The organism is Rubripirellula tenax (genome assembly GCF_007860125.1).
Classification (GTDB): Bacteria; Planctomycetota; Planctomycetia; order Pirellulales; family Pirellulaceae; genus Rubripirellula; species Rubripirellula tenax.
On sequence record NZ_SJPW01000003.1, the window covers coordinates 225,276 to 246,158 of the forward strand.

General features: G+C 56.3%; 20 protein-coding genes and 5 tRNA genes. 19 read left to right on the forward strand and 6 right to left on the reverse strand.

The features are described from left to right. The first annotated feature begins 60 nt into the window (after positions 1 to 60). A complete protein-coding gene (locus tag Poly51_RS11760; RefSeq protein ID WP_146457688.1) occupies positions 61 to 1,719 on the forward strand; it encodes a tetratricopeptide repeat protein in 1,659 nt (552 codons plus the stop codon). Positions 1,720 to 1,764: 45 nt separating this feature from the next. Here Poly51_RS11760 and lexA read toward each other — a convergent pair whose 3' ends face one another. Both lexA and Poly51_RS11770 read right to left on the reverse strand, forming a co-directional pair. Further along, entirely contained in the window at positions 1,765 to 2,364 is a 600-nt protein-coding gene (lexA, locus tag Poly51_RS11765; protein ID WP_146457690.1) for a transcriptional repressor LexA, read from the reverse strand. A 95-nt stretch (positions 2,365 to 2,459) separates the two neighbouring features. Continuing rightward, on the reverse strand, positions 2,460 to 3,248 hold the full coding sequence (locus tag Poly51_RS11770; protein ID WP_146457692.1) for an undecaprenyl-diphosphate phosphatase: 789 nt from the start codon (positions 3,246 to 3,248) through the stop codon (positions 2,460 to 2,462). A 130-nt stretch (positions 3,249 to 3,378) separates the two neighbouring features. Here Poly51_RS11770 and Poly51_RS11775 point away from each other — a divergent pair, with 130 nt between their 5' ends. The 3 genes from Poly51_RS11775 to Poly51_RS11785 are packed head-to-tail and all read left to right on the forward strand — an operon-like array spanning position 3,379 to position 5,823. Then, complete coding sequence (locus tag Poly51_RS11775) at positions 3,379 to 4,386, forward strand: DUF368 domain-containing protein (RefSeq protein ID WP_146457694.1); 1,008 nt, start codon at positions 3,379 to 3,381, stop codon at positions 4,384 to 4,386. After that, positions 4,383 to 5,057: an ABC transporter ATP-binding protein gene (locus Poly51_RS11780; protein ID WP_146457696.1), complete on the forward strand. Its 675-nt coding sequence runs from the start codon at positions 4,383 to 4,385 to the stop codon at positions 5,055 to 5,057. Before Poly51_RS11775 ends, Poly51_RS11780 begins: the two co-directional genes overlap by 4 nt. Continuing rightward, complete coding sequence (locus Poly51_RS11785) at positions 5,050 to 5,823, forward strand: ABC transporter permease (protein ID WP_146457697.1); 774 nt, start codon at positions 5,050 to 5,052, stop codon at positions 5,821 to 5,823. Before Poly51_RS11780 ends, Poly51_RS11785 begins: the two co-directional genes overlap by 8 nt. 21 nt (positions 5,824 to 5,844) lie before the next feature. Here Poly51_RS11785 and Poly51_RS11790 read toward each other — a convergent pair whose 3' ends face one another. The 4 genes from Poly51_RS11790 to Poly51_RS11805 are packed head-to-tail and all read right to left on the reverse strand — an operon-like array spanning position 5,845 to position 9,241. Continuing rightward, positions 5,845 to 7,215 (reverse strand): MBOAT family O-acyltransferase, encoded by a 1,371-nt coding sequence (locus tag Poly51_RS11790; RefSeq protein WP_146457700.1) that lies wholly within the window; start codon positions 7,213 to 7,215, stop codon positions 5,845 to 5,847. A 9-nt stretch (positions 7,216 to 7,224) separates the two neighbouring features. After that, positions 7,225 to 8,208: a hypothetical protein gene (locus Poly51_RS11795; protein WP_146457703.1), complete on the reverse strand. Its 984-nt coding sequence runs from the start codon at positions 8,206 to 8,208 to the stop codon at positions 7,225 to 7,227. A 7-nt stretch (positions 8,209 to 8,215) separates the two neighbouring features. After that, on the reverse strand, positions 8,216 to 8,647 hold the full coding sequence (locus tag Poly51_RS11800; RefSeq protein WP_146457705.1) for a peptidylprolyl isomerase: 432 nt from the start codon (positions 8,645 to 8,647) through the stop codon (positions 8,216 to 8,218). A 60-nt stretch (positions 8,648 to 8,707) separates the two neighbouring features. Continuing rightward, positions 8,708 to 9,241 carry a cytochrome c oxidase assembly factor Coa1 family protein gene (locus Poly51_RS11805; protein ID WP_186775495.1) on the reverse strand — a complete coding sequence of 178 codons (534 nt, stop codon included), beginning with the start codon at positions 9,239 to 9,241 and terminating at the stop codon, positions 8,708 to 8,710. 233 nt (positions 9,242 to 9,474) lie between these two features. Here Poly51_RS11805 and Poly51_RS11810 point away from each other — a divergent pair, with 233 nt between their 5' ends. The 15 genes from Poly51_RS11810 (at position 9,475) to Poly51_RS11875 (ending at position 20,783) form a co-directional block, all read left to right on the forward strand. Beyond that, on the forward strand, positions 9,475 to 10,671 hold the full coding sequence (locus tag Poly51_RS11810; protein ID WP_186775496.1) for a right-handed parallel beta-helix repeat-containing protein: 1,197 nt from the start codon (positions 9,475 to 9,477) through the stop codon (positions 10,669 to 10,671). Positions 10,672 to 11,027: 356 nt separating this feature from the next. Beyond that, complete coding sequence (locus Poly51_RS11815) at positions 11,028 to 12,059, forward strand: glutamine synthetase beta-grasp domain-containing protein (protein WP_146457711.1); 1,032 nt, start codon at positions 11,028 to 11,030, stop codon at positions 12,057 to 12,059. Positions 12,060 to 12,393: 334 nt separating this feature from the next. Further along, positions 12,394 to 12,466, forward strand: a tRNA-Thr gene (locus Poly51_RS11820). A gap of 73 nt (positions 12,467 to 12,539) precedes the next feature. Continuing rightward, positions 12,540 to 12,621: transfer RNA gene (locus Poly51_RS11825), tRNA-Tyr, on the forward strand. A 94-nt stretch (positions 12,622 to 12,715) separates the two neighbouring features. Beyond that, positions 12,716 to 12,786 (forward strand) — tRNA-Gly (locus tag Poly51_RS11830). Positions 12,787 to 12,885: 99 nt separating this feature from the next. After that, positions 12,886 to 12,957: transfer RNA gene (locus tag Poly51_RS11835), tRNA-Thr, on the forward strand. Positions 12,958 to 13,311: 354 nt separating this feature from the next. Next, entirely contained in the window at positions 13,312 to 14,508 is a 1,197-nt protein-coding gene (gene tuf, locus Poly51_RS11840; protein WP_146457713.1) for an elongation factor Tu, read from the forward strand. Positions 14,509 to 14,661: 153 nt separating this feature from the next. After that, positions 14,662 to 14,734: transfer RNA gene (locus tag Poly51_RS11845), tRNA-Trp, on the forward strand. Between the two features lie 87 nt (positions 14,735 to 14,821). Further along, positions 14,822 to 15,265 (forward strand): preprotein translocase subunit SecE, encoded by a 444-nt coding sequence (gene secE, locus Poly51_RS11850; RefSeq protein ID WP_246114433.1) that lies wholly within the window; start codon positions 14,822 to 14,824, stop codon positions 15,263 to 15,265. Positions 15,266 to 15,395: 130 nt separating this feature from the next. After that, positions 15,396 to 16,055: a transcription termination/antitermination protein NusG gene (gene nusG, locus Poly51_RS11855; RefSeq protein WP_146458479.1), complete on the forward strand. Its 660-nt coding sequence runs from the start codon at positions 15,396 to 15,398 to the stop codon at positions 16,053 to 16,055. 121 nt (positions 16,056 to 16,176) lie between these two features. Continuing rightward, positions 16,177 to 16,602, forward strand: a complete 426-nt coding sequence (rplK, locus tag Poly51_RS11860; protein WP_146457717.1) for a 50S ribosomal protein L11 — start codon at positions 16,177 to 16,179, stop codon at positions 16,600 to 16,602. 582 nt (positions 16,603 to 17,184) lie between these two features. Then, entirely contained in the window at positions 17,185 to 18,573 is a 1,389-nt protein-coding gene (locus Poly51_RS11865; RefSeq protein ID WP_246114434.1) for a DEAD/DEAH box helicase, read from the forward strand. Positions 18,574 to 18,659: 86 nt separating this feature from the next. Next, on the forward strand, positions 18,660 to 18,815 hold the full coding sequence (locus Poly51_RS30395) for a hypothetical protein (RefSeq protein ID WP_186775498.1): 156 nt from the start codon (positions 18,660 to 18,662) through the stop codon (positions 18,813 to 18,815). A 184-nt stretch (positions 18,816 to 18,999) separates the two neighbouring features. Continuing rightward, positions 19,000 to 19,203 carry a cold-shock protein gene (locus Poly51_RS11870; protein WP_146457721.1) on the forward strand — a complete coding sequence of 68 codons (204 nt, stop codon included), beginning with the start codon at positions 19,000 to 19,002 and terminating at the stop codon, positions 19,201 to 19,203. 254 nt (positions 19,204 to 19,457) lie between these two features. After that, complete coding sequence (locus tag Poly51_RS11875) at positions 19,458 to 20,783, forward strand: SAM-dependent methyltransferase (RefSeq protein WP_146457723.1); 1,326 nt, start codon at positions 19,458 to 19,460, stop codon at positions 20,781 to 20,783. Positions 20,784 to 20,883 lie beyond the last annotated feature (100 nt).

The following is a 20,883-nucleotide window of genomic DNA, read 5'->3' on the forward strand; positions in this document are numbered from 1 at the left end:
CCATCGGACGAGGTAGAATGTCGGCCCCGCCCCCGCCAAGAAAGCCACCTGGGTAACCGCTTGAAGCTGACACACCGCAAGAAGATCGCGTTCGCCCTTTTTACGGTGGCGTTCTTCTTTTTGACCGTCGAATGCATGTTGGCCTTGTTGGGTTTGTCGGCCGATCGTCTGACCACGGATCCCTATGTTGGTTTTTCGTCGACGATGCCGCTGATGGTGGAAACCGCCGACGACGTGGGCACGACGACGATGGTCACCTCGCCCACAAAACTTCGCTGGTTCAATTCGCAATCCTTTGCCGTACCGAAACCCGACCATGTCAAACGTGTTTTTTGCGTCGGCGGCTCAACGACTTTCGGGCGACCGTTTGACGACGCGACTTCGTACTGTGGCTATCTGCGACGACTGTTGCCGTATGTCGATCCGGCGACACAGTGGGAAGTCATCAACGCAGGCGGAGTCAGCTACGCCAGCTACCGCGTCGCAGCGGTGATGGAGGAATTGGCGAGCTACGAACCCGACTTGTTTATCGTCTATTCGGCTCACAACGAATTTCTTGAGCGTCGCACCTATCCCACAATGTACGAGTCGTCGGCCACTCAGCGATGGGCCGAAACGAGTCTGCGAAAAACCCGAACCTTCACCGCCATGGAATCGATCGTCCGTCGCTTGCGCGGGCAAGATGATGCGCCAATCGAAATGCTGCCCGGCGACGTGGACGAGCGACTGAACCATACACCCGGCCCGGTCGACTATGTTCGCGACGACACGTGGTCCGCAGATGTCGTGCGTCACTATCGATTGAATCTGGAACGCATGATCACAATCGCACGACGCAGCGGCGCGGCCATCGTGCTGGTCGAGCCTTCGTCGAACCAAAAGGATTGCTCACCGTTCAAGAGTGACGATCAACATTTCGATCGCGGCAGGGGACTGTTCGAGCAGGGGTTGTTCGACGAAGCGCTAGCCGAGTTCACAGCGGCGGTCGACCGCGACATTTGCCCGCTACGTGCGACGTCGGCGATCATCGAAAGCGTACACAGCACGGCGGCGGAACAGGACGTGGCGCTGGTTCGATTCGACGAACGATTGAGAGCAAAGTGCTTCGCCGAATACGGACACGCCTGCCTGGGCAACGAGTACTTTTTGGACCACGTTCACCCGACGATCGACGTTCACCGTGATTTGGCGTGCTGGATCATCGAGACGCTGGAGGCATCGAAGTGGCTGCGAGGCACCATTCCAGATGGTGAAACGGTGGCCCGGGTCGATACAGAGATTCGCAATTCGATCGATCGCGATCGTCAAGCAATTGCGTTTCGCAACTTGGCCAAAGTGCTTCACTGGTCGGGCAAGTTCACCGAGGCACGCCGATCAGCCGAAGACGCGCTGCGTTTGATGCCGGGCGATTTGGAAAGCCAGTTCGTTCGGGCGGACTGCTTCACGCGACAAGGTTTATTCCGTGAAGCCATCGAACAGTACGAATCCATTTTCGAGGCGGCCGAGTACGAGAAGGCGATGTTGCCATTCGCATACTTGCTGGCGGACACTGCGCGGCTGGAGCAAGCAGAGTTCTACGCGACGCTTGCGACTGCTTCCGAGTCGCCGAAAACACGAACAGCAGCGTTTGAGCTATTGGTTCGAATCCACACCGCATTGGACGAACCCGAACGGGCCGCCGAAGCGAACGTGTCGATTGACGAATCGACCAACGAATGAGTCGATCGTGATCCAACGGTTCACGGCCCGATGAACATTCGACGCCTATAAACCGGCGCGGACGACGCCCACGGCAACGCCGATGACGGTGGCGTTTCGGACATAGATCGGGTCCATCGATTCATTCGCCGGTTGCAACCGGATTCGATCGCCTTCGGGGAACCAATACTTCAGCGTTGCTTCGCCTTCGTCGGTTTGGGCAACGACCATTTGACCGGGCATCGCAGTCTCTTGTTTTTGCACCACGACGAAATCGCCATCGGTGATGTGGGCGTCGATCATCGAGTCGCCCGAGACTTGCAAGATGAAACGATCTTCCTTGAACAACATCTCGCTGAAGTCGACGCGATCGTTTTGTTCGAATGCCAATGTCGTTGGACCGGCGGCGACCATGCCTGCCATTGGCAACGAATGTCCACTGCGGTCCGCAGCATGCGTTAACTCAATCGCGCGAGACTTGTTGGGACTGCGTGAGATCAAACCTTTGCGTTCGAGTGCACGCAGGTGACACATCACACCGTTGGGACTTTTGATGCCAAAGTGTTCACCAATTTCACGAACAGTAGGACCATATCCACGATTGACGATCAAGCCACGAATCATGTCATAGACATTTTGCTGGCGGTCGGTGAGTTGCATGGACATGCGTCTGCTCCTACTAAGGGGGGTGAGTTCCTGCCGAAGCAGTGACGTCGATTGTACCACACGCTAAACACGCGTCCATCGATGCGTCAATAGAATCAGGAAAAAAAGACCAGCCGCCCAAAGTAGACCGAGGCCAGGATTCCGACCGGAATGCACCACCACGCGAACCAATGCAGCCGATCCTGGCGCGACCAGCCGATCAACCATTTCAGTGCAAAAATGCCCACAACGAAGGAAACGAGGGCTCCCGCAGCCAACTGCGGAACCTCGAATGCCATCGGAACACCGTCCTGAACCTGTTCGTAAACGTCCTTCAACGTCAGGACCGTTGCCCCCAAAATGGCTGGAATCGCCAGCAAGAACGAGAAAGTCACCGAATCGTCATTCTTCAGCCCCAACAGCCGTCCACCCAGAATGGTTGACCCGCTGCGGCTGATCCCCGGCAGAATCGCAAACGCCTGAAAACATCCGATCAGGAACGCGTTCTTCAGCGACAGCTCGGCGTATTGGCCGTCGCGAGGCTTCAGTCGGCCCAGAAAAATCAGCATCACGCCGGTCACGATCAGCATCAGGCTGGCCAACAGCGGATAACGCATGATGTGTTCGAACTGGGTCTTGATCGTCAAACCGATCACGACGGCGGGAATCGTGCCCACCACCAACAAAGAAATGACCCGACGATCGCGAGTCAACAGATCCAGGATCCTTCGCCAATAGACGACCAAGATGGAGCCCAGCGTGCCGGCATGCAGAATGACTTCCAGCGTCGGCGACTCACTCAATTCCCCCATCAGCGCGCCCAACACGACCAAATGGCCCGATGAACTGATGGGCAGGAACTCGGCGATGCCTTGGACGACGGCAAGAATCAAGATTTCGATCACGGGATGTTGAACCCCTTTCCGGGTCAGACGATGGTAGGTGGCTGGGCGCGGTCGCCGATGGCTGTACCGATGTCCCGCAGGTATCTTCTGTCAAAAGTATCGTTGCAAGGTCCGCCCGAAGGAAGCACTGATGGAACGCTCTGAAATGCCCCATGACGTTGAGGTTGGGAACACGCCGACAGATCCGGTCGCAACGCCCTCGATCACGACCCATTCGGCCGGCGGAGACTTGATCAACGTCGTTCGCGGGTTCCTGATGGGTGCGGCCGACACCGTTCCCGGCGTCAGCGGCGGAACCGTTGCGTTGATTCTGGGTCACTACACGCGATTGGTCACGGCGATCAGCCACGTCGACCGGCACTTGCTGGGCTTGGTCAAAGAAAAACAGTTCGCCGCGGCGGCTCGGCATTTGGACGTTCGGTTCTTGGCCGCATTGGGAGCCGGCATTGCCATCGGGATCGTTTCGCTATCGGGATTGATGCACTGGTTGCTTGAGCATCGGATGCCGCAAACGTTTGCGGTTTTCCTGGGCTTGCTGGTCGCCAGCGTTTGGATCGTCAAGGGATACGTCGATCGCTGGAGCCTCGGGCGTGTGGTCGCTTTCTTAGCCGGTGCGGCCGTGGCGATCGTGATCACCCTGCTGCCGATGGGGACGGGCAACATGAGTTTGCCGTATCTGTTTTTCTCGGCGTCGATCGCGATTTGTGCGATGATTTTGCCGGGCATCAGCGGCGCGTTTGTGTTGCTGCTGCTGGGGGTCTACCACGGCGTGACGGGGCTGATCAAAGATGCCGCGAAGGGCAACTTTTCGATCGAGTCGCTGACGCAGATCGCCGTCTTCGCCAGCGGATGCCTGGTCGGATTGTTGGCGTTTTCAAAAGTTCTTCGTTGGCTGCTTGAACATCATCGCAGCACCACGATGGCGTGGTTGGTCGGATTGATGGTCGGCAGTGTCGGCAAACTTTGGCCGTTGCAACGACCGACGGCGGCAACCGCGCATGAGAAATTAAAATTCCAAGTCATGGAATACGTCTCGCCAGCGAACTGGGACGGCAGCCTGCTGGTCTTGGCGGCGCTGGCCGTCGGCGCGGCGGTGGCCGTGATGGCGATCGAGCGGTTCGCCGAATCTCGGGCGTGAACGCTCCGATGACACCTGTCGTTTCTGTCCAGGGAATCACTCGCACCGGCGCCGCCGGTCGCGTCTTGCTTGACGACATCACCATGGACGTGATGGCCGGCGAAGGCATCGCATTGGTCGGCCCCAGCGGCAGCGGCAAGTCGACCCTATTGCGGGCGATCGCGCGGCTGGATCCGATCCGAAACGGATACGTCAAAATCAATGGCGATACGATCACGTCGGCGGCGATTCCCAATTTCCGTCGCCGTGTCGTCTACCTTGCCCAGCGCCCCGCCATGATCGTCGGCACCGTTGAACAGAACTTGCAGCTACCGTTTTCCTTTGCGTCGTCTCAATCGAACTACGACCGCGCTCGGGCGATCGATTTGCTTGGCGAGTTGGACCGCCTCGAAGGAATTCTAGACCAGGACGCGTCGACGCTTAGCGGTGGGGAACAGCAACTGGTGTCGCTCGTCCGCGCGATCCTGGTTGATCCAGAAGTGATGTTGCTGGACGAACCGACAGCATCGCTGGACGCAGCATCGCTGGACCGCTTCGAATCGCTGGCAAGCGGATGGAAGAACGGTGATCCACGACGTGCTTGGGTTTGGACCAGCCACGATGCCGACCAAATCGATCGCATGACGACACGAACGATTCGTTTGGCCGGCGGGAGAATCACCCATGAATGACATTTCATTGTCAGCGGGCGAATTGGCCGTCGCCGCCGGACTGCTGGTCGTCAACGGCGCGCTGTCGTGGTGGTTGAAGTTGAACTTGGGTCGGCAGATCGCGGTCAGCGCGACTCGCATGGCCGTCCAGTTGGCGCTGTTGGGCTTGGTGCTGAAACAGATCTTTGCACTGGCCAGTTTTCCGCCCGTGATGGGACTAGCCGCCGCGATGACGATCATCGCTGGCTTCTCGGCCGTCGGACGGATCGAAAATCGTTATCCCGGCATTCACGTCACCACAATCATTTCCGTGTGGGCCAGCAGTTGGTTGGTGACCGCCGTGATGATCGGGATGATCGTTCGTCCGATGCCCTGGTACGCGCCGTCGGTGGTGATCCCACTGCTAGGGATGGTGCTAGGCAATTCGTTGACGGGAATTTCGCTTGGAGTCGATCGCTACATCGGTGAACTGAAATCACGCCGCGCCGAAATCGAGATGCGATTGTCCTTGGGTGCCACGCGCTGGGAAGCGACCAGCGCCGCGCTGGCCACGGCCGCCCGAACCGCCATGATCCCGATTCTCAACACGATGTCCGTCGCCGGTATCGTCAGCATCCCTGGAATGATGACGGGACAACTGTTGGCCGGCGCCCCACCGGTCGAAGCGGTGAAGTATCAAGTGATGATCATGTTCGTGATCGCGGCCGCCATCGCGATGGGCGTGATCGCGGCGTTATTACTGTCGTATCGAAAAGTGACGACGAAAGACCATCAATTGGACGTTTGACGAATCTCGTCCGACGCACTTTCAGAACTGGAAATAGACAAACGGCTGAAAACCTCGCGGCGAGTACAACACCAACGCCCATAACATCACGGTCGTTGCGATCGGCGAGTACCACGCGTCGGCCGGCAATCGCATCGCCAATCGCAACCGAGTGGTCCATGCGGCGTGTTCAAGCACCATGCATGTGATCGCAGCGATCACCAGCGGTGGAAACCAGTCGATGCCCGCTCTCTGGCGGACGATTCCGAACATGAATTGATCGGCTGCGGCCAAATCGGGACTGCGAAACAGAATCCATCCGATCATGACGACGCCCATCGTCAAGACCCACCCGACGCACCGCGGAACGGGGAAGCGAAATGCACGATGCACCGCCAGCGACCCGCCGTGCCACAGTCCCCAAAGCACAAAGGTCCAAGCGGCCCCGTGCCACAACCCACCCAGTCCCATGGTCAGCATCAGGTTTCGATACGTCATCACCGATCCAAATCGGCTGCCGCCCAGCGGGATGTACACGTAGTCTCGCAGCCAACGGGACAGCGTCATGTGCCAGCGCCGCCAAAAATCGGAAATCGACGTCGCCAGATATGGGTGCCGAAAATTGTTCGGAAACCGATAGCCCAGCATCTTTGCCGCGCCGATCGCCATGTCCGTGTAGCCAGAAAAATCGTAGTAAATCTGGCCGGTGTAGGCGACAATTGCCACGCAAAGCGTTGCACCCGAGTACAAGTCAGGCCCGGCGAAAACGACGTCGACCATTTCGCCCATACGATCGGCGATCAACACCTTCTTCACGGCGCCCCGCAGCAGTTGCTGGAAACCGCCATAGAACCGTCGCCCCGACCAAGTCGGTACGGATGCCAACTGAGGCAACAGTTCGCTGGCGCGGACAATCGGCCCGGCGACCAATTGGGGAAAGAAGGCAACGTACAATGCGAAATCGAGCGGCCGGTTCGACGCGTGGAGTCGTCGCCGATAAACGTCGATCGTATAGGACATCGTTTGGAACGTGTAAAACGAAATGCCGACGGGCAGAATGATCGGCAGCGTCGACGTCGACCACCCCCACGGTTCGATCACCGCCGAGGCAGAATCGATAAAGAAGTTGCAGTACTTGAAGAAACCCAGGATCCCCAGATTGAAAACAAGACTGACCACTAACCATCGTTTTCGAATCGCTTGGTCATCGTTGGATTCGATTTTCCGGGCAACCGTATCGTCGACGAACGTTGAAAGCAACAACAAGCCACAAAACCGGATGTCCCAGTACGCATAGAAGTAATAGCTGGCCGCCAACAGCACGGTATTTCGAGCGACCCGTTCACGACAAGCCCATGCAGCCACTAGGACGATGACGAAAAAGATGACGAATTCAGCCTGCGTGAAAACCATGATGCGGCCCTAGCGGAAATGCCGTGCGATCGCTTTGGCGACGATCGCGTTTCCGGTTGCGTTGAGGTGTCCGCTGCCGAATTGGCCGTTGTGAAATCCGTGTGGCCAGTGACCGCTGCGTCCCGCGGCAATCAATTCAGGCCGAAGGTCAATCATATTGATCTTTCGTGCCACTGCGATTCGCTTAAGCGAATCCAACAAGTGGTCGTCATCGTCGCTGGTCACGATCTGGTCGCCTTGAATACGCGGCAACTTGGGAGCGTAAACGATCGTCACCGTCGCGCCGGCTTCTTGTTGGATCCGACGCAGTGCCGCATCAAAATCGATTTGCTGCTGCGACGAACCGACAGGGCTCACCGTCGGGATCGGACCCGGTCGAAATCGCAGGCTGCGCAGTTCACCCGACGCGTCGGTGGCCAGGTTGCGGATCGACGCGATCAGAAACGCCGGTAAGTTCGCGGACACCCACAGGGAAGCCCGCGATGGATCCGGCGCCGACTCGCCGCCGAGAATCAAATCCGATAGCTCGACAAGCAGGATGACATGTTCGGTCACTCCGAGTTCGGTTTCCGCCCACTCGAACTGACGTACCCATTCGTTGACGCTGTCGCCACTTTGGGCGAGCGGAAAAACGCAAAGGCCGCCATTGCCTCGCTGGGTTTGCGAAAATATTTTCTCAGCATCATCCACGCAAACGCCTTCGGCCTGAGAATCGCCCCACAAAGCGATTCGGCGGACGCTCGCGTCGCGCCCGGGCATGGTGACTTCGCCGGGCACTGTGACCTTGCCGGGCATCCCGTGGGGCCCGATCGCGGTCGTCGCATAGCCTTCGGCCCGCCAACGGTATTCGCCACCGGCGGGCAATGTCCAAACCGCACCCTCAGACGTGATCCGACTGGGGTGCCGAGGCAGATAGCTGCGAACAAAAAGAGGCGACGTGACCGCGACGATCAACGTACCCGTGAGTACACCGGAGATCCAGCGAAGCCACATCGCACGATCACTCTTCGGTGACCGTCACCTTGGTCATCACGTCGCCCATCGCAATCGCATCAACGATGTCTTGGCCTTCGATGACTTTGCCAAACACGCTGTGCTTGCCATTGAGGTGCGGGGTGGCGACGTGAGTGATGAAGAACTGGGATCCGTTGGTATTCGGGCCGGCATTGGCCATCGACAACACGCCGGGTCCGTCGTGCTTGAGGTCGGGGTGAAATTCGTCTTCGAACTTGTAACCGGGACCGCCGGTACCGGTGCCTTGCGGGCAACCGCCTTGGATCATGAAGTCCGCGATGACGCGGTGAAACTTCAAGCCGTCGTAGTAATTCTTACCGCACAGCGTTTCAAAATTCTCGACGGTTTTGGGCGTCTTGTCGTCGAACAGTTCGACCTTGATGGTGCCTTTGTTCGTTTCAAAGGTTGCAACTTTCATCAATCGTTTCTCGTACAGGAGTTAGCGTATCTAAGTAGTAACAGTGACCGCCCGTGCAGCTCACTCGACCTGAACTGGAAGCTCACCGGCGTCGAACATCTCGTCCATGTTGAATTCTTCGCCCGAGGATTGAGCCAATTCGATCGGATACCGTTGACCGTCCGCCATGACTAGGGTCGCCGAGCTCATGGTCATTCCGTCGCCGGATTTGTCCTGCTGAATCATGACGACACCCGACCCCTTCGTGCCCTCGATCGTGAAGGCCAACTCTTCCGAGCCACCGTCCGCGTTTTGGGCGGCAGTGATGGTGTCCGAAAAGCTCATGCTCATCGAGTTGATGTCACCGATGTGTTCAACAATGACCGGGTTTCCATCCAATTGCTTTTGAAATTCGCCCGCCATCATGGACATGCCCATCTGGGTGACGAACAAGCCGCCTCCACAGCAAACCAGCATGCCGATCAGGCCAGTGAGACCACAGCCGAGCAGCCAAAATTTGGCGTTGCTCTTCTTCGGTGGCGTTTGCCCGTAGGCAGCACTGTTGCCCGGCGCATTGGGGTTTGCGTCGAACGGATTGTTTGGGTTCATCGACATGGAAATCATCCTTGTCCAAGGACAGGTGTCAGTTAACGGGGGTCCAAGAAGCATTAGAACGGCGATCTGCGAATCGTCATAGTCGCCTGAGACCGACCCGGACGGGTGTCATCGTTCCGACCACACGACTGGTTTCGACACACATCTGGGCCGGCTAGGATGCCTGCGCAGCTTCGCTCATGGAGGTATGCGATCCCCTGTCTTCTCTTCTCTTCACGTCCAAGAGCTATTCCATGATCAAGATTCCGATTCCTTTTGCGCTGGCTACCGCCTTCTCACTTGCGATGGCGACACAGAACTGTTTGGCGGCTCGTTTTTACGTCGGCCTGGGCGGCTCGAACTCGCGCACCTCTTCCGAGGCCCAGAATCGGTCGACGCCTTGGCAAACGATTCGGCATGCCGTCAATCAAGTCGGCGGCGGCGACGAGGTGGTCGTGCTGGACGGGACCTATTACGAGCAGGTGTACATCAACCGATCCGGTTACGCCGATGGCGAACTTGTGTTGCGATCTGAGAATCGTGAAGGGGCCCGCGTCGTGGGTTTGATCTCGGCGACCGACCAGAGCTTTCTGAGGATCGACGGCTTCGACGTCAGCAACTACTCCAGTACCGGGCTGACCAAAGGCGTCTCGTTCACACGATGCCATCACATCACCGTCCGCGATTGCCGTGTCCGTGAATGCTGGGGTGGCGGAATCTCGTTCGATCAATCCGACTGGATCCTGGCCGAGTGGAACATCACTCACAACAACGCGTACAACGACCCGAACCAACACAGCGGCATTTCCGTGTACCAGCCTCAATACCGCGGCAACGACTCGCGGACCTACGGAATCACCATTCGCAACAATACGTCGTTCGCGAATCGCAACTACGTCAACAACGCCGCGCTGGGCCGTCCGAGTGACGGAAACGGGATCGTGCTGGACGATTTCTACAACTCTCAAGGGGGCGGAAACGGCGTCCGCTACAATCGAATGAGCGTTGTGGAAAACAACCTGTGTTTTGATAACGGCGGCAACGGGGTCCACTGTTTCCGCAGCCAGAACATTCGCGTCCGCAACAACACCTGTGTCGGGAACGTCGGTTCGTTCGACTTTGGTGGCGAAGTCAGCGTATCCGAAAGCGAACGCGTCTATGTCTACAACAACATTTTGAAGGCAAATCCCGGCAAACGGGCGGCCTTGCAGTACGATTCGCAAAACTTTTGGTTCGGGTTCAACATCATCGACGGCGACGTTCGCGAAGTCCCCTACGATCCGTCGAATCACTACGGCGACCCTGGATTCCGGCCTGGCAGTTTTGAGCTGGAGTACTACAGCCCGGGCTTTAACACAGGGATCGACGCGGGCGACCACTTTTTCTTGGACGTTTACGGACGCAGTCGCTTTTCCGGCTCGATCAACCGCGGCGCCCTGGAAACTCCGTAGGTTCCCCCGCAAATCCACGCCGTAAACGGACCATAAAGGCACCGCAAACGCCTTGGTGTCAGGCACTTTTGCGACGTCAACTTTCGCTGGCTGAAATTTCAGTTATTTTAAGGGAGTGAAGCGATCCAACGCGCGCTTCACAATGCGATTCGGCCGTCGAATGCATGGTGCCCTCCAGCGGATGGCACTGGGCAAGCGCCGACCGGCTCGCCGGGTGGTGGTAGACCTGAGTAGTTACGCGTGTATTTTTTTCGACGAGTGAGTTCGACGTCCTCAAAGGCCTTGTCCTGGGCCGCGGTCGGCTCTCATTCGTTGCGGTCAACTCAATTTCGATTCACTTAGGGGGAATCAATCTTATGACCAAGTGCAAGTTGGAGTACATCTGGCTCGACGGCTATCAGCCCACCCAGACCCTGCGAAGCAAGACCAAGATCGAAGACGATTTTAGCGGCAAGGTTGAAGACGCCAAAGTCTGGTCGTTCGACGGTTCGTCGACGGAACAGGCCACCGGCGGCAAGAGCGACCTGTTGCTCAAGCCCGTCAAAGTCATCCCAGATCCGGGCCGCATCGGCACGGGATTCTTGGTGATGTGCGAAGTCCTCAATCCCGACAACACGCCTCACAAGTCCAACGGTCGCTCAACGATCCACGACGACGACGGCGATTTTTGGTTCGGTTTCGAGCAGGAATACACGCTGTGGGATCCCGAAACACAAAAGCCGCTGGGTTTCCCCACCGATGGTTTCCCCGCGCCGCAAGGCCCGTATTACTGCAGCGTCGGAACCGGCCGCGCCGTCGGACGTGAATTGATCGAAGAACACATGGAAATGTGTTTGGAAGCGGGCTTGAATCTGGAAGGCATCAACGCCGAAGTGATGAAGGGCCAGTGGGAATTTCAGATTTTCGCCAAAGGTGCCAAAGAAGCCGGCGACCAAATCTGGCTGGCTCGTTACATGCTTGACCGCTGTGGCGAAAAGTACGGCATCCAGATCAATTATCACTGTAAACCAGTCAAGGGCGACTGGAACGGCAGCGGGATGCACGCCAACTTCTCAAACAATTTGCTTCGCACATGCGGTAGCAAAGAAATTTACGAAGCGGTTTGCCAAGCGTTCGAACCTCGGATCAAGGAACACATCGACGTTTACGGCGCGGACAATAATCAACGATTGACCGGCCTGCACGAAACCCAGTCGATCGACCGTTTCAGCTACGGCATTTCCGACCGTGGCGCTTCGATCCGGATTCCAATTTTCACCGTTGAACACGGCTGGAAGGGCTGGCTCGAAGATCGTCGCCCAGCGTCCAACGCGGACCCGTACATGGTGGCCAGCGCGATCATCGCGACCGTCAAGCGGGCGAAGTTGCCAGCCGGCGCCGCAAGCTAACTACCGGAGCCACACGCACTCGGACACATATCGCCGAAGCGAGTGAAACATAACAAGACCCGGTTGCGAGCCGTTCGCAACCGGGTTTTTTCGTTTCGATGTGAGTGCAACGCCGTTGCGAAAGAACTTTCAATGGTGGCTCGAGGCAGCATTTGGTCGCAAAAATTCAAAATCCTGGCACTTTGACGCGGAAACCGGCTGATTCCGTCTTGCCCGAAATGGTCGGATCGGTACACTCTGCCCTTCCAGTCGGGGCGAACCCATCGTCGCGTTTGGAGTGTCAGGAATGACGGGTCGCAGGTAACGGGAAACCGAAACCAGCGAGCTTTCAACGGCCAGCGTAGCTCAGTTGGTAGAGCAGCTGATTTGTAATCAGCCGGTCGCGGGTTCGAATCCCTCCGCTGGCTTCATTGATTTGATAACGCCAAGAACGTCAAAGGCAAAAAAGAAAGAAACAAAGACAATCGACGACCGAATCGAGGGGGTTTGCCCGAGTGGTTAAAGGGGGCGGACTGTAAATCCGCTAGCTTTGCTTACACAGGTTCGAATCCTGTAGCCCCCATGAAGAAGGTTTTAGGCGTTAGGGATCAGGTTTTAGGAAGTCAAAGCGATTTGCTCCCAAAACCTGATCCCTAGCACCTATCGCCTTCCCCCCTGCGGGTGTAGCACAATGGTAGTGCAGCAGCCTTCCAAGCTGAATACGAGGGTTCGATTCCCTTCACCCGCTTTTTGAGTAGGTAGCAGGGAACAGGTGACAGGGAGCAGGAAAAAGGCTGACGTAACGTTTCCTTGCTCCCTGCCACCTGTTCCCTGTCGCCTACTCCCCGCTGCTGTAGCTCAGTGGTAGAGCACTTCCTTGGTAAGGAAGAGGTCATGGGTTCAAGTCCCATCAGCAGCTTGCCGGACAGGCGATTGCAAAAAGCGGCGGATTCCGCGACAACAGTGATTGAGCAAATGGTGCCGAGAGACTGACCCAGCCCGGTCTCGCGGAACCGGCCAGCCCGGATTCATGGATCCGAACGTGTTGGCCATTCGGTGAATGGGCTGGGATCCCATATATGTTTGAACGCGGTCCATGGTGGGCCGCGAATTGTTTGAAATTCGTTTTGATACCTTGTTGAACGAGCTTGGCGAATGCGGCCGAGTTGATGACGAAGCCCCGTGGGTGTGAACGCGGTCGTCATGAATTTGGGCTGGTCGGGGCGTATCTCCGTCCAGTAGTGGCAAAGCCGGGTGCAGGTGAATTAGAAAAATGGCTAAAGAAGCTTTCAATCGGACCAAGCCCCACGTCAACGTTGGGACCATCGGCCACATCGATCACGGCAAAACCACCACCACAGCAGCGATTCTTGCGGTTCAAGCCGCCAAGGGCTTGGCGAAGACAAAGGGCTACGCCGATATCGCGAAGGGCGGTACCGTCCGTGACGCGACCAAGACGGTGACCATCTCGGTGGCTCACGTTGAATACGAAACCGCGAACCGTCACTACGCCCACATCGATTGCCCGGGCCACGCTGACTTTATCAAGAACATGATCACCGGTGCCGCCCAGATGGACGGTGCGATTTTGGTTGTATCGGCCGCCGACGGCCCGATGCCACAAACCAAAGAACACGTGCTTTTGGCTCGCCAGGTCGGCGTGCCTTACATCGTGGTTTACTTGAACAAGTGTGACCTCGTCGACGACGAAGAGTTGCTGGAATTGGTCGAATTGGAAGCTCGTGAATTGCTTTCCAAGTACGACTTCCCCGGTGACGATGTGCCTGTCGTCCGTGGTTCGTCGCTGCCGGCCTACAACAACCCCGCCGACCCTGCCGCCAGCCAGTGCATCACTGACCTGATGGAAGCGCTGGACTCGGCTATTCCTGAGCCCACTCGTGAAGACGACAAGCCATTCCTGATGGCGATCGAAGATGTGTTCTCGATCGAAGGTCGCGGAACCGTGGCAACCGGACGTATCGAGCGTGGCGTTGTGAAGGTCGGCGAAGAAGTCGAAATCATCGGACTGTCGGAAGCTCCCGTTAAGACGATCTGCACCGGCGTCGAAATGTTCCGCAAGGAAATGACCGAAGGTCGTGCTGGTGACAACGTGGGCTGCCTGCTTCGCGGTGTAAAGCGTGAAGATATCCAGCGTGGCCAAGTTTTGGCGAAACCAAAGAGCATCATGCCGCACACCAAGTTCGAAGCCGAAGTTTATTGCTTGAGCAAGGACGAAGGCGGCCGTCACACGCCGTTCTTCAGCGGATACCGTCCCCAGTTCTACTTCCGCACCACCGACGTGACCGGAACCGCGAACTTGGTCGGTGCTGAAATGTGCATGCCCGGCGACAACGTCAAAGTGACCGTCGAACTGCACAAGCCGATCGCAATCGATGACGGTGTTCGCTTCGCAATTCGCGAAGGCGGACGCACCGTTGGTTCAGGCGTTGTTACCAAGATTCTCGAGTAAATCGAGAAGAGAGAATAGGATTTAGGCATTAGGTTTGGCGGATTGCTGAACCTGCAGAAAAATCTGGAGCCTCAGGCGACGCACCTGCGTTCGCCTGAGGTTTCAGCCATTAACGCAGTTACCTGGTGCCCCGATTCGGTTGTCTCTTTTTTTAGGAGTGTAGCTCAATTGGCAGAGCTCTGGTTTCCAAAACCAGCGGCTGGGGGTTCGAGTCCCTCCACTCCTGTTTTGATGAATATGCAAAGAAGTTGCCAGCGACCATGATGGATCGATGGTCGATGCGAAACAAACTACCTACTGTAGGAGCCGACGGGTGTCCCGAGACATAGCTGGAACGAACAGTGTTCCTCTGACGAGCGAACTGTTCAAGAACTCCGTTTACAAGCCGAACCAAGGCCGAATCGTTCGCCAATTGACGGCGTTGGCGATTTGGGTCGTCGTCAGCCTTGGATGCTGGTCGCTTTATGGATCGCTGCGAGGCGGCCTGGATTCCGGGTCGTACTTGATTCCGGCGATCCCATCGATCCTGCTGGCGGCTGGACTTTGGTTCGGTTACCGCGTTGTCAATTGGCCGAAGTTCGCCGACTTCTTGATCGCCGTCGAGGCCGAGATGAACAAGGTGACTTGGCCCAGCAAGGATGAACTGATCCGCGCTTCGATCGTCGTCATCCTGACCATTTTCCTGCTTGCTGTCGCCCTGTTCCTATTCGACGTGTTGTGGCAAGCTATTTTCAATTTCCTGGGCGTGACCAGCTAGAGATGACCGAGCGGTTCGCCGCCATCCATCTTTAACCCAATCATTACTGATACCATTGCCCTTAAGCGGTGTTTTCGTGAACCAAGCCGACACATCTGACGATTCCCAAATTCCCGAGCCCGATGAGGCGTTGGTGATTGACTCCGCCAACGACGGGTCCGAATCGGCCGATGCTTCCAAGCCCGCTCCGCCGCCGCCTGCTCCGGTTGATCCCAATGCGCCGCCGGCCGTCGAAGCCGACGGCGATGTGCCGATGAATTGGTACATCTTGAAGGTCGCGTTCAACCGTGAAGACTCCATTGCCGATGCGCTGCGAAAACGCGTCAAGATGGAGGATATGAGCGAGCACTTCGGTGAAATCGTCGTCCCCAGCGAAGATGTGGCAACGTTCAATCGTGATGGCAAACGCCGGGTCACCAAGCGAAAGCTGCTGCCCGGTTACATCATGGTCTACATGCGAATCAACGACGACACCTGGTTCTTGGTTCGCGAAACCGGTGGCATCAGCGACTTCACCGGTGCCGCAGGCAAGCCGATGCCCATGGAAGCCACCGACATCGAACGCTTCATCAACAAGCCCGAGATCGATGACGAAGAAGAAGCACCAATCAAGATTGGCATCCCGTTCAAAGTCGGCGATCGTGTTCGCGTCAAGGAAGGCAATTTCGAAAACCAAGAAGGCGATGTCGACACGGTCGACGAAGCCAATGGTCGAATTACCGTGATCATCAATATCTTCGGGCGCAGTGTGCCGATGGAACTCGATCACTGGCAAGTTGAACCACTGTAGGGATAGGGATTAGGTGTTAGCGAAAGGGTTTTATTTCACAGACAAAACCAAGGTCGAAGCACCACTCCCACGTATCCATTTTCCTAACACCTAAACCCTTCTACCTAACACCTGTCCTCCCATGGCAAAGCAAGTTTCTGGCGTCGCAAAGTTCCAAGTTCCTGGTGGTCAAGCCACTCCGGCACCGCCGGTTGGTACATCGCTCGGTAAGTTCGGCGTCAACCTTGGACAATTCGTCCAAGCGTTCAATGACCGGACGAAGGAATACAACGGCACGCCCATTCCGGTCATCGTGACCGTTTACAACGACCGTAGTTTCGAGTTTGTCACCAAGACCCCACCTGCAGCATCGCTTTTGAAGCAAGCCGCCGGGATCGCAAAGGGCAGTGGTGTTCCGAACAAGACGAAGGTCGCCAAAGTCACCCGCGCCCAGTGTGAAGCCATCGCAGAAACGAAAATGGCCGACCTGAACGCACGCGACATCAGTCACGCTGTGTTGATGATCGAGGGCACCGCCCGCAGCATGGGCATCGACGTCGAAGGCTGATTCGGGTCGAAGAACTTCGCCCCTTGGAACTCTGGATTCGCCAACCGTCAACGTTGGCGAACCCTTTAGGGTAACTGAGCCACCCTAATTGCAATCCGCGGTCTCGGCCGACGATTGGCTCTTGGCATATTGTCGGTCCACGACTAAACTGCGGGGGTATTCAGCGGCGAGCCGTTGAATCGAAAGTATGATCGGAAATAAGCGAGTAGCGTGACTTGAGGTTTTGAGTCGCGTTTTCTGATCGAACCAAGTTGTCAAACGAGTTTGGATTCTCTCAAAACTTGGTTCCAACGGTGCTGGCACGTTCGCCACACCCAAGCTGCTGACCACCGGTTGTGTAAACCGCTCTGGAAAAGTTGCCCGCGTCCCCTGAGTGGCGCCCCGGATTCTGTGACTTTCTTGTTTGTCCAGAGCTAAAAGAACTTTCGGCGTATCAAACGCCAATCCCCGCGTCGCGCGAATCCACCTTTGCAGTCGAGTGGCTGAAGTTGTTTCAGTACCACCAGTGTCAATTGGATTCCGATGACGCCCGATCGGTATCGATCCACCGGGGACCAAATACATCCTTTCAGGAACACGCTGTTGAACAACTTTGAAGAACTCGATCTGATCAAACCCATCAAACGGGCTTTGGCCGAAGAGAATTACGAAACACCGACCCCCATCCAAGCACAAACCATCCCAGCGGCACTGACCGGTTGCGACGTTCTGGGTTGCGCCCAGACCGGAACGGGCAAGACGGCCGCCTTTGCATTGCCAATCTTGAACCGATTGGGCAAGCAAGACCGCAAACCCATCCCCAACCGCCCGGCCGCATTGATTCTGGCTCCCACGCGAGAACTAGCCGTACAAATTGGTGATAGTTTTGACACCTATGGCCGGCACCTACGATTGAAGACCGCGCTGGTCTACGGCGGTGTCAACCAAAACAACCAAATCCGAGCGATGGACCGAGGCGTCCACGTCCTGGTTGCGACGCCAGGCCGTCTGTTGGATTTGATGAACCAAGGACATATCGACCTCAGCCGATTGGAAGTCTTCGTCTTGGACGAGGCTGACCGCATGCTGGACATGGGATTCTTGCCCGACCTGAAAAGGATCATCAAAGAACTGCCCGATGCACGCCAATCACTGTTCTTTTCGGCAACGATGCCGCCCAAGATTGTCGAGCTTTCACAACGATTGCTGCTAAACCCCGTCACGGTGACGGTCAAGCCCAAGCGTTCGACGGCACAACTGATCGAACAGCAAATCGTCTTTTGCGAACGAGCCGACAAGCCGAATCTGTTGAAAGACATTGTTCGTGGCGACGACGCCCAGCGCGTGATCGTCTTCACCCGCACCAAACGCGGAGCCAATACGGTTGCCGACAAACTGGAAAAGGCCGGCATTTCTTCGGCAGCGATTCACGGCAACAAATCCCAAAACGCTCGTCAACGTACGCTCGACGCCTTCCGTAAAAGCAAAATCCACGTCCTGGTTGCCACCGACGTGGCAGCACGTGGTATCGATATCGACGGCGTGACACACGTCATCAATTACGATCTGCCGAACGAACCGGAAAGCTATGTGCATCGAATCGGACGAACCGGCCGCGCCGAAGCCACCGGGATCGCGATTTCGTTCTGTACGTCCGCCGAGCGAGATGATTTGCGTGCGATCGAGCAATTGATCGGGAAAAAGGTGCCACTGGCCCCCAACCAACCCAAACCATCGCCAGCCGGATCACCCGAAGAACCACGGCCCCCACGATCCCAGACCCCAAGATCTCAGCCCCGCGGACGCCAAACCCGCACCGGCAAGCCGAAATCCAAGGGAAACACCGTTTCGACCGCTCCAGCGACCAATTCGGTATACCAATCGAAGCAAAAATCTGGATTTGGTGCCGGGATTTTGGAAGCCGATTCGAAACCTGCTCGCGGACCAAGGCCCAAAGGTTCAGGGCGAAAACCGCGTGCCCGCCAAATCTGATTCCGAGAAAAACGCTCAGTTCATTCCTCTGACGGAGACATCCCATCGCAAAAAATCAAAATACATTCGCCAAACGACAGCGCGAGATGGAGAAGAAGTTCAAGGCCAAAGACAAGCTTGCCAAGCGGGCAGAGCGTAAAATAGCGGTCGAGAACGGAACCTTCGAGGCGGGTCGATCGACCGATCCCTCGATGATGGACGATGAAACGAATGAGGATGATCCGATGGATGACGACAGATAACAAGAATTGTGGTACGATGATGTCGTCCCAACTAGCTAAACTAAGAAAGCGGCGTAATTAAGGAGGTTCGATTTCGACCCTCCCGCCCGCTGATAACCGTAGACCCTGTGCAATTGAGTGTCGTACGAACGTTTCGTTCGGCGTTGATTGTGCAACTGTTTTGAAGAGTATTGGAAGAGAAGAGATGGCTGAAGGTAAAATCAAACGTATCACTGACAAAGGTTTTGGATTCATCGAGAACGAATCTGGGACGGATATGTTTTTCCACAGTTCCTCGCTTGAGGGCGTCGCTTATGACGACCTCCGCGAAGGACAACGCGTTGAATACAGTGTCGGACAAGGCCCCAAGGGTCCCCGCGCTGAGAACGTACGTTTGATTGAAGGTTAGAAATAACCTTCTGTGATCGGTTGATGGACAACGTGCCCGTCGCGACCACACCAAGATAAACAAATCAAAGCCGATGCTTGCCATCTCTTTGAACCACAAACGCCGCCGTATCGATTCATTTCGATTCGGCGGCGTTTTTTTATGCGCCGACGGCGATGCATTTGAAACTTGCTCGAAAATTGATCTGATTCTCGACGGCCTAGATTGCTATGGTCAGCCCGATACGAGCCAACCACACGCCGAGGAATCCACGGATGGGACTGCCTTTTTCTGCTCAGACGCAAATCAATTCGATCAAACAAATTCTCACAACGGTTGCAGACCCATTGGACCTGAACGTCTCGGTTCGATTGTGGAACGGCGAAGTCGTGCCGCTAGGAAGTGAAGCAGACGGCAAACACATCATTGGCCTCTCGGGCCCCGGCGTGGTCGGTTCACTGATGCGCAAGCCGACTCTCGAAACACTGGTTCGCCTTTACGCCACCGGTCACGTCTCGTTCGAAGGCGGCGACTTGATCGAGTTTTCGGAAGCTCTTCGCACCAAGCGATCTAACCGAAAACGGCTGAAAGAAATCAGCAAGCGGATGTTGATTTCGCGTACCCTTCCGTTCATGTTCGCGAAAACTTCGGACACGGACCTACAACATGGTTACAACGAAGACATCATCGGCCGCAACGAAACCAAACGCGACAACACCGAATACATTCAGTTCCACTACGACGTTGGCAACGAGTTCTATCAGCTGTTTCTCGATCCCGAGATGCAATACACCTGCGGCTACTTCACGAACTGGAACAACTCGCTTGAACAGGCCCAGCAAGACAAGTTGGATATGATTTGCCGCAAGCTGCGGCTTGAACCGGGCGAGCGGATGTTGGACATCGGTTGCGGTTGGGGCGGACTGATCTGTCACGCGGCGCGTCACTATGGCGTCAAGTCGCACGGCATCACCCTGTCGCAAGCACAACATGATTTCGCGAAAGCGAAAATCGAACGACTCGGATTGGGCGACCAAGTCAGCGTCGAAATTTGTGACTATGCCGATCACGTAGGAACGTACGATAAGATTTCAAGCATCGGCATGTCGGAACACATCGGCGTCGCAAACTACCCGCGATACTTCAACAAGATCAACTCGATGTTGCGAGATCGTGGCGTCATGTTGAACCATGCGATCGCACGTCGGGCAAAGAGTTCCAAGCGAGCCGCCAGTCGCATTCGGCCGGAACGAAAGTTCCTGTTGAAATACATCTTCCCGGGTTCCGAGCTGACGCCAGTCGGAATGACTACCGATTTTTTGGAAAACAGCGGCTTCGAGATTCACGACGTCGAATCATGGCGAGAACACTACGCGCTGACCACCAAATTTTGGTGCCAACGCTTATCCGCGAATCAAGACGAAGCGATTCGATTGGTCGGTGCCGAACGGTATCGCTTGTGGGTAGCGTATTTGGCAGGTGCCTCGGGCGGTTTCACCAACGGTTCGATCAAGTTGTACCAAGTCGTCGCGACCAAGCGTGCCGGCAAAGGTTTGTCGGGGATGCCACCAACACGCGAGCATCTGTACCGCGCCGCGTAGGGTCTGACCCAAAACCGATTCCGAATTAAGATTCTAGCGGCAGGGTACAAGCCCTCCGGTTTTCCCAGCGCGGCTGCAGGCCTGGATCCGACAGCCAGCG

Coding starts and splice junctions, on each gene's coding strand:
- Poly51_RS11805 (WP_186775495.1), bottom strand. CDS start 9,241: ATGTCGATGAACCCAAACAATCCGTTCGACGCAAACCCCAATGCGCCG.
- tuf (WP_146457713.1), top strand. CDS start 13,312: ATGGCTAAAGAAGCTTTCAATCGGACCAAGCCCCACGTCAACGTTGGG.
- Poly51_RS11870 (WP_146457721.1), top strand. CDS start 19,000: ATGGCTGAAGGTAAAATCAAACGTATCACTGACAAAGGTTTTGGATTC.
- Poly51_RS11810 (WP_186775496.1), top strand. CDS start 9,475: ATGATCAAGATTCCGATTCCTTTTGCGCTGGCTACCGCCTTCTCACTT.
- Poly51_RS11875 (WP_146457723.1), top strand. CDS start 19,458: ATGGGACTGCCTTTTTCTGCTCAGACGCAAATCAATTCGATCAAACAA.
- Poly51_RS11785 (WP_146457697.1), top strand. CDS start 5,050: ATGAATGACATTTCATTGTCAGCGGGCGAATTGGCCGTCGCCGCCGGA.
- Poly51_RS11795 (WP_146457703.1), bottom strand. CDS start 8,208: ATGTGGCTTCGCTGGATCTCCGGTGTACTCACGGGTACGTTGATCGTC.
- lexA (WP_146457690.1), bottom strand. CDS start 2,364: ATGTCCATGCAACTCACCGACCGCCAGCAAAATGTCTATGACATGATT.
- Poly51_RS30395 (WP_186775498.1), top strand. CDS start 18,660: ATGGAGAAGAAGTTCAAGGCCAAAGACAAGCTTGCCAAGCGGGCAGAG.
- Poly51_RS11800 (WP_146457705.1), bottom strand. CDS start 8,647: ATGAAAGTTGCAACCTTTGAAACGAACAAAGGCACCATCAAGGTCGAA.
- Poly51_RS11790 (WP_146457700.1), bottom strand. CDS start 7,215: ATGGTTTTCACGCAGGCTGAATTCGTCATCTTTTTCGTCATCGTCCTA.
- Poly51_RS11815 (WP_146457711.1), top strand. CDS start 11,028: ATGACCAAGTGCAAGTTGGAGTACATCTGGCTCGACGGCTATCAGCCC.
- rplK (WP_146457717.1), top strand. CDS start 16,177: ATGGCAAAGCAAGTTTCTGGCGTCGCAAAGTTCCAAGTTCCTGGTGGT.
- Poly51_RS11775 (WP_146457694.1), top strand. CDS start 3,379: ATGGAACGCTCTGAAATGCCCCATGACGTTGAGGTTGGGAACACGCCG.